Below are 7,228 nucleotides of genomic sequence, written 5' to 3'. Positions count from 1 at the left end.
ACGGAAGAAGCCCCCGCCCTTTCTTTTCCGTCATCCTTGGCGGCCTGCCCGCCGGCGAGGCTCTTTTAATCTTTAGAGTGGCGCTTCGCTTCCCAAATCCACGCTTCGCGGGTCTGAACGGCACGCGCTCCGCGCTCGCAAGCTCGAACGCGCTTCGCGCTCCCAAGCTCGAACGCGCTTCGCGCTCGCAAGATGAAAAGCGGCGCTCGCCGCGCGGCAGGCCCCCGGGGAGGGCAGGGTTCCGGCAAAGTCGTTGTGGCTGGTGTGCCCCGATGTAGGGCGGGCACGACGCCTGGTCGATCATGTGAGTGTCTAGGTCCCATGATCAGGGTGAGGTGTCGTGCCCGCTGGTTTATCGTGCCCGATCCCGGACGCGGTGGTCGCGTTGGGGTCGGTTCCCGTGGACGAGGTGCCGGATCTGCGGGAGTTTCTGGAGGCGGTGCCCGACCCGCGTGACCCTCGTGGTGTGCGGCATTCGTTGGTGTCGTTGCTGCTGGTGGCCGCGGCGGCGGTGGCGGCCGGCGCGAGGTCGTTCGCCGCGATCGGGGAGTGGGCGGACGATGCGCCGCAGACACTGCGGGCGCGGTTGGGGGTGCGGTTCGACCGGCGTCACCGCCGGTGGGTCGCGCCGGACGAGTCGACGGTGCGGCGGGTGGTGTCGGCGGTGGACGGTGACGCGGTGGACGCCGCGATCGGGGCCTGGACCGCCAAGCGGAACCCGCCGCGACGGGCCGGTGATACGCCGGCGGTGGCGGTGGACGGCAAATCGTTGGCCGGCACCTATCCGCGCGAGGGCGGGGCGGGGGTGCAGTTGGTGGCGGTGCTGCGCCACGACGACGGCATCGTGCTCGCGCAACGGCAGACGGCCCAGGGCGGGGAGCCGGCCGCGTTCGTCCCGCTGCTGGACACCGTCGACCTCGCGGGCGTGGTGGTCACCGCCGACGCCCTGCACACCACCCGCGCCAACGCCGACTACCTCCACGCGCGGGGCGCGCACTTCGTCCTGACCGTCAAAACCGGCTGGTCCAAGGTCTTCCCGCAACTGGACACCCTGCCCTGGCACCGGGTCCCGCCGCTGGAGACCCTCGACCGCGGCCACGGCCGCACCGAACGCCGCACCATCAAGGTCATCCCCCTGGGCGGACACGACCAGGCGGCGGTGGACTTCCCCCACGCCGCCCACGCCTTCCTGGTCGAGCGCTACACCCACCACCACACCACCGACACCCGCAGCGCCTACGCCACGCTCGGCGTCACCAACCTCACCGGCCCCGACGCCACCCCCGCCCGCATCGCCGCCCACCTGCGCCGACACTGGCACATCGAGAACAGACTCCACTGGGTCCGCGACGTCACCTACGCCGAGGACGCCTCCCGCATCCGCACCGGCAACGCACCCCGCGTCATGGCCGGCCTGCGCAACCTCGCCATCAACGCCCACCGCCACACAGGCCACACCAACATCGCCAAAGCCCTACGCCACACCGCCCGCAACCCCGAACGACCACTCCAACTCCTCGGAATCACCGGCTGAACAGCACAAACCGACTTTGCCGGAACCCTGCCCCGGGGGGAAGGGCGTCGATTTCTTTCCCGTCCGGCCTGCCAGAGGCAACCACGCTTTGCCTGTTTTCGCAACCGGTAAAGCGTGGTTGCAAAAACAGACAAAGCGTGGTTGGGCTTCGCCCAGGCCGGACGGGAAAGAAATCGAGGCCCTTCCCGTGGGCGCTAGCCGCTTCGGCTCGCGCCTTCGGCGCGTAGCACCCTTCGGGCTGCTTAGGTCGTCAGCCAAGCCCGTGCGGCAGCGACCAACGCTCCTACACCGATGTCCAGCGTCGGGTCGATGACCGGCGCGAACAACGGCGAGTGGTTGGCCGGGATGGTCGCCGCGACATGCCGCAGCTCGTCAAAGGTCGTGGCCGCAGCAAAAGCCGCCGGATCAGCCCCACCCAACAACCAATACACCAACGGCACCCCCGCCGCCGTCGCGAACACCCCCACATCCTCACTACCAGTCACCGGCCCGGGATCCACCACCCGCTCCGCCCCCACCACCGCCGACAACGCCGCCCGCGCCCGCCCAGCCGCCTCGACATCGTTCACCGCCGCCGGAAAACTGCTCACCACAGTCACCTCAGGATCGCGAGGTGCATTGGACGCCACCGCCTCCGCCCGCACAATCCGCTCGATCGCATTGAGCGCCCGTGCCCGCACCACCGGGTCGTAGCTGCGAACGCTGAGCAGCAGTTCGGCGTTGTCAGGAATGATGTTGGCAACCGTGCCCGCCCGCATCGCACCAACCGTCACAACACACGTGTCGCCACCCGCAATCTCCCGTGACACCACGGTCTGCAACCTCAACACAGTCGCCGCCGCCATGACCACCGGGTCCACCGCCGCCTCCGGTCGCGACCCATGTCCACCACGGCCGTGCAGAACCACCCGCACGGTGTCGGACGCCGCAAACGCCGGACCCGGCCGCACCCCGAGGAACCCCGCCGGGATCGGGGCCACGTGCTGGCCCAGCACCACGTCAGGCTTGCCGAACCGGTCGAACAACCCGTCCTCGACCATCGCCTCCGCTCCCCCGCCGACCTCCTCGGCCGGTTGGAAGACCGCGAGCACGGTGCCGCGCCACGCCTCAACCTCCGCCGCAAGCTGCCGGGCCGCGCCGATCAGGCACGTCACGTGCACGTCGTGGCCGCAAGCATGGGCGATTGGAACACCGTCGGACACGGCGGTGCTGGCGTAAGGGAGGCCGGTCTTCTCCTCGACCGGCAGGGCGTCCATGTCTGCGCGTAGCAGCACCGTGGGGCCTTCGCCGTTGCGCAGTACGCCGACCACGCCCGTCCCCCCGACGCCCTCCGTGGTCTCGAAGCCGGCGGCGCGGAGTTCGCGGGCGGCTGCCGCGGCCGTGCGGGTTTCGGTGAAGGCCAGTTCGGGGTGTTGGTGGAGGTCGCGGTACAGGTCGGCGAGGTTCACGTCGATCACTATCGACGGCGCCGCTCCCGGGGGCAACCCGGTGACCGATACACTACGTACGTAGACGCACCACGGTGAGGAGCGGTATGCCCAAGGTCATCGACCACGACGAGCGGCGCGAACACATCGTCGACGTGACCTGGGACCTCATCGTCCGGGGCGGGTTCGAGGCGGCGACCATGCGGGAGATCGCCGCCGCCGCCGGATTCGCCAACGGCGCCCTCAAGCGGTACTTCCCCGGCAAGGACGCCCTGGTCGAAGCCACGTTCGACCGCGCGCTGTCGGCGGTGCACGCGCAGATCGCCGCCGCCACGGCCGACCGCCGGGGCCTGGAGGCGCTGCGCGTGCTCTGCTACGGCGCGATGCCGCTGGACGCCAAGCGGATCACGGCGGGTCGGGTGCTGCTGGCGTTCTGGGACATGTCGCTGGGCAACCAGCGCCTGCACGACCGCTACGCCGAGCACCTGCGGACCTGGCGCGCCGCGCTGCGCGAGCACGTCCGCGAGGGACGCGCGGACGGCGACATCCGCACGGCCACGCCGGACGAGCAGCTGGTCGACGAAATCGTGCTGCTCACCGCGGGCGCCAACGTGATGAGCCTGGTCGGTCCCCGCTTCTCGACCCGCAAGCTCCAGAAGGCGCACCTGGACTCGTTCTTCGAGCGCCTGACCCGTCCCTGAGCCTCACCACGACCCGTCGGGCGACACCGCCCGGTCCGTCCACAGTGGATCGAGCGCGGCCCGCAGCTCCGGACCGTGGTCCACGGCCAGGCGCAACGCGGCCAGGTTCTCCCGCAACTGGGCGAGCCTGCTGACACCGAACACCACGTTCGCCACGGCGGGGTTGGTCAGGCAGAACGCGATCGCCGCCTGAGCCGGCGTGGCGTCGAACCGCGCGGCGACCAGGGCCACCTCGTCCGCCGCCGCCCGGATCGCGTCCCTGATGCCGCCGGGGTCCGCGCCGATCTTGCGCTCGGGGAACTTCCGCCCCGCCAGGATGCCGCCCTCCAGCACGTCGGAGGCCTGCAACGCCAGCCGCCTGGACTCGAACCAGGGACCGTAGTGCGCGCCCTCGGCCATCGACCGCCGCGCCACGCTGTACTTGAGCTGCGCGAACGTCGGCGGCACCAACCCCTCCCCCTCCGCGAAGGCCAACGCGGCCTCCAAATCCCGCGCCACCCAGTTGTTCACACCCCACACCGCGAACCGACCGGCACGAATCTGCTCGTTCACGTCGGTGACGATGGCCCGGACGTCCGGCGGCGCCAGGTAGTCCCCCACCACCACGCTGTCGAACCGCTCGACCCCGACCCGCTCCAGCGACGTCGCCAACTGCCCCGCGAACCCGGTGGCCGGGTACTCCCACAGCCACAGCTTCCCGCACAGGTGGTACTCGTCGCGCCCGATCCCGGCAGCGCGCACGGCCTCGCCGAAGATGATGTCGGTGCGCGCCTGCTCGGCGTGCGGACCCATGTTGTAGTGGGCCACGTCGAACAGGTTCACGCCGGCATCCACCGCGTGCCGCAGCAGCGTCACGGCGTCCTCGAACTCCATGCGATCCCAGGTGTTCCACGAGCCCAGCCCGAAGACCGGCACCCGCGGACCACCGGGCCCCAACACCCGCTGCTGCACCACGACCAACCCCTTCCACACCACAAGGTCGGGTTAGTCTACACACATAGACTAAAATCTTGATCCCTCGGGACCCACCAAGCAAGATGGAGACGTTTCATCTACATACGTTGACGGAGGACACCCGTGCCGACACCCCCACCCGCCGACCTCGTCCTCACCGGCGGCACGGTGCTCACCTTCGACGCCCGAGACCGCGAGGCCGACTCCCTGGCCATCGCCAACGGCCGCGTGGTCGCAGTCGGCAACGCCACCACCTTCATCGGCCCCGACACCCACGTAGTCGACCTACACGGCCGAACCGCCCTCCCCGGCATCAACGACTCCCACCTGCATGGCGCATGGCTGGGCGCGCTGTGGCCGCGCACCCTCCTAGGCCCGGACGGCGCCGACCACGCCACCCCTCTGATCACCGACGCCGAGAGCAGACGCAAAGCAATCCTGCACGCCGGCGACATCGCCGCCCGCCTGGGCATCACCAGCTACACCGAACCGGGCCTAGGCCCCGGCGAGGACAACGGCCCCACCGGTTGCTTCAGCAGCGCCGTACTGGACGAGTACGCAACCCTGGCCGCCGAGGGCCTGCTACGCGCCCGAATCACCGCACTACGCCTCTTCGGCGAACTGGACGGCCGCAGTTCCCTGGAAGCCTTCGAAAAGGGCCTGACCACCACCCCGCCACAGGCCGACCCGCGGTGGCTGAACGTAACCGGCGTCAAGATCTTCGCCGACGGCATCCCACCCATGCGCTCAGCCTGGACCCACCACTGCTACCCCGACGGCACGTCCGGCCACCTACTGGTAGACGGCGACCACGCCCCGGACCGCGAGGCCAACCTCCGCGCCATGATCACCCTGGCCCACCGCGCCGGCCACCAGATCGGCATACACGCCACCGGCGACCGAACCATCGAGGTCGTGGTCTCCGCACTGGCCGACGCGATCGCCGAGTTCGGCCCATCCGGCCGCCACTACCTGATCCACGGCGACCTGGCCCCACCGCACGTACTGGCCCGCCTTCCCACCCTGGGCATCGGCCTGAACACCCAACCCGCCATCGCGGTCACCACAGCCACCTGGCTGGAGGCCGCCCTGGGCGAGGCCGTCCTACGCACCGCGTGGCCCCTGCGGGAGGCCTTCGACCGCGGGGTACAGGTGTGCCTGAGCTCCGACGCCCCCGTGCTCACCCCGGACTGGCGCCACTCCATCGCCGCCGCCGCACAGTGGCTGGACCTCCCAACCACCCGAGTGCTCATGCGCCGCCTGCTACGCGCCCACACCGTCCTCCCGGCCCACCAGGACAGGGCAGAAACCTGGAAGGGCACACTGGAGGTGGGCAAAGCAGCCGACCTCTGCGTCCTGGAAACCAATCCGCTCGACATCGCCCCAGCCGACCTCCCGCACGTGGACGTGACGATGACGATCGTGGACGGCCGGATCGTCCACGAGGCCTGAACCTCAGTCTCGAAGCTCGGGAAAGGCGGCCCGCAGCTCAGCGAACAAAACGCCGTGCCGCCCGAACCCCATAGTCGCAGCAGCGGTGTGCACAACCTCGAACACAGCACGCAACGAGTCCTCCCCATTGACGGAGAACAAGACCGGCAGCGCCATCGCCTGCTGGAGGAAGTTGTCGACACGCCCATCCGGAGTAGTGATCAGCGTCTGCGGCACGGTCGGATCAGACAGCAGCCGTTCCCACGGATCCCGGTCGTTGTCGAACGGCGGAGGCAACGGCTCACCCCGATCCACCGCGTCCAACGCGGGCGCGATCCACGAGACCCCGTCCAGACCAGCCTCCGCGCACGCCCGCCGCGCCGCCCACCGGGCAATATCCCTTTGCACCGCACCAGGTGCGCCGGCCAGGCCGTCCACCAGTCCCCGGTCCAACCGGGCCAAGTCCTGCGCAGGCCGCAACTTCAACAGCCTCGGGTCCGGCAGCACACCGCCCCACTCGCGCAGCCGCGCCTCGTGCCACGCCTGCTCGGCGGCCCGCTTCCGGGCTTCCTCGGCCTGCCGACGGGCGCGTTCCTTCTCCTCCCGCGTCGGCGGGGGCGGTTGCTTGCGGGCGTAGTCGTGCCAGTACTCGGCCTGGGCGCTGGACTTGCGGACCACGGCGTCCGGTGCGGGCGGTGCGGGCCAGAACTGGAGGAGGTAGCGCTCCAGCTCCGGGTCCTCCGGTTCGCCGGCGTGCTCGCGGTCCAGTCCCAGACCGCAGTAGCGGACGCGGTAGTCGGTCTCGGCGAGGTCGAGGTCTTCGGACCACTCCCCCGCCCAGCCCACCAGCGCCGCCGTGCCGGCCGGTCGGAAGGACGCCTCCACGACGTCCTCCCACTCGGGCGCCAGGGGCGGCTCGGTGTCGTGGAGTTCCACCGTGAAGCCGACTTCGCCGGTGTGCAGACCGGTCATGAGGAACAACGCGCCCGGGACCGCCGCGCCCAGCAGGCCGTTGCGCTGCCCGCCGAAGCACTCCCCCATCTCACCGCCGATCTCGACGTCGCTCTCGACCGACAACTGCCCGTAGTGGACCCACACCGTGTCCTGTAAGAGAACCCGCACGGTTGCACTATCGCGTACGGCCACCCGGGCGGTGTGACGCGACACCCGGAACCGGTCGG

At 70.2% G+C, this 7,228-nt stretch carries 6 protein-coding genes; 3 read left to right on the top strand and 3 right to left on the bottom strand.

The window, feature by feature from the left end; all coding sequences use genetic code 11:
• Window positions 1-340: 340 nt before the first annotated feature.
• Window positions 341-1,534: an ISAs1 family transposase gene (locus WBN91_RS29240; protein WP_337729341.1), complete on the top strand. Its 1,194-nt coding sequence runs from the start codon at window positions 341-343 to the stop codon at window positions 1,532-1,534.
• 242 nt (window positions 1,535-1,776) lie between these two features.
• On the opposite strand, the gene WBN91_RS29235 is transcribed toward WBN91_RS29240, so the two are convergent.
• On the bottom strand, window positions 1,777-2,982 hold the full coding sequence (locus tag WBN91_RS29235) for an amidohydrolase (protein WP_337727685.1): 1,206 nt from the start codon (window positions 2,980-2,982) through the stop codon (window positions 1,777-1,779).
• Between the two features lie 86 nt (window positions 2,983-3,068).
• Between WBN91_RS29235 and WBN91_RS29230 the strand changes: the two genes are divergently transcribed.
• Window positions 3,069-3,662 carry a TetR/AcrR family transcriptional regulator gene (locus tag WBN91_RS29230; protein ID WP_337727684.1) on the top strand — a complete coding sequence of 198 codons (594 nt, stop codon included), beginning with the start codon at window positions 3,069-3,071 and terminating at the stop codon, window positions 3,660-3,662.
• A 3-nt stretch (window positions 3,663-3,665) separates the two neighbouring features.
• Here WBN91_RS29230 and WBN91_RS29225 read toward each other — a convergent pair whose 3' ends face one another.
• Entirely contained in the window at window positions 3,666-4,613 is a 948-nt protein-coding gene (locus WBN91_RS29225) for an aldo/keto reductase (RefSeq protein WP_337727687.1), read from the bottom strand.
• A gap of 126 nt (window positions 4,614-4,739) precedes the next feature.
• Here WBN91_RS29225 and WBN91_RS29220 point away from each other — a divergent pair, with 126 nt between their 5' ends.
• Window positions 4,740-6,068 (top strand): amidohydrolase, encoded by a 1,329-nt coding sequence (locus tag WBN91_RS29220; RefSeq protein ID WP_337727683.1) that lies wholly within the window; start codon window positions 4,740-4,742, stop codon window positions 6,066-6,068.
• Window positions 6,069-6,071: 3 nt separating this feature from the next.
• On the opposite strand, the gene WBN91_RS29215 is transcribed toward WBN91_RS29220, so the two are convergent.
• Window positions 6,072-7,169 (bottom strand): hypothetical protein, encoded by a 1,098-nt coding sequence (locus WBN91_RS29215; RefSeq protein ID WP_337727682.1) that lies wholly within the window; start codon window positions 7,167-7,169, stop codon window positions 6,072-6,074.
• Window positions 7,170-7,228 lie beyond the last annotated feature (59 nt).

Origin of the sequence: Saccharothrix sp. CCNWYY140, from assembly GCF_037401995.1 — a bacterium.
In the GTDB taxonomy this organism is placed as follows: Bacteria; Actinomycetota; Actinomycetes; order Mycobacteriales; family Pseudonocardiaceae; genus Actinosynnema.
The sequence above is the reverse complement of the archived record's forward strand: the minus strand, read 5'-3'. Positions and strand labels throughout refer to the sequence as shown.

Excerpts from the sequence above, each read along its gene's own strand:
- WBN91_RS29230 (WP_337727684.1), top strand. The coding sequence starts at position 3,069 with ATGCCCAAGGTCATCGACCACGACGAGCGGCGCGAACACATCGTCGAC.